The sequence below is a fragment of the Winogradskyella litoriviva genome, assembly GCF_013249065.1.
Taxonomy (GTDB): domain Bacteria; phylum Bacteroidota; class Bacteroidia; order Flavobacteriales; family Flavobacteriaceae; genus Winogradskyella; species Winogradskyella litoriviva.
Genome location: NZ_JABRWQ010000034.1, coordinates 1 through 680, shown reverse-complemented (window position 1 = coordinate 680; position 680 = coordinate 1). Strand labels below are relative to the sequence as shown.

At 37.2% G+C, this 680-nt stretch carries 1 pseudogene; it reads left to right on the top strand.

The annotated features are described in order from the left end of the window. A pseudogene (locus HNV10_RS17105) lies at positions 1–680 on the top strand (hypothetical protein); the annotation flags it as partial.

Here is a 680-nt window from a genome sequence, read left to right as displayed (position 1 = left end):
AATACGAGTAATGGACAAATTATTCATGTACGAGTAGAAGCTATAGAAACAGGATGTTACAGTTTAACAACATTAGAGTTAGTAGTAGAACAAGCACCCATAGCATTTACACCACAAGATTTAAGGTATTGTGACCCAGACAATGACGGATTTGGCGTATTTACATTAACCACTGTCAATAATGAGATTACAGGAGGCGCACCAGGTTTACAAGTGACGTACCACGAAACAGAAGTCAATGCCGAAAATGGAGTAAATGCAATTGATACCAGTATTGATTACAATAACATTGTTATCGATGAGCAAATACTCTATGCAAGAGTAGAGAGTGCTACGATTGCAACAAACTGTGCGACGATAGTAGCATTAAGACTTGTTGTAGAGCCTACACCACAATTAGTAGCACCAACAGCATTAGAGGTATGTGATGATATTTCAGCCGATGGTATTGCGATATTTAATTTAACCCTTAAGGATGCAGAGCTTTTAAACGGACAAGATGCGACGCAATATATAGTGAATTATTATGAAACAGAAGCTAATGCAGCAACAGCAAGCAATGCGATAAGTACGCCAACAGCTTATACAAATACAGAAGCATTTACACAAACCATATGGGTTAGGGTAGAAGATAATATGACCTTAGAAGGCTGTTATAAGTTAACCAGTTTAGAATTAAT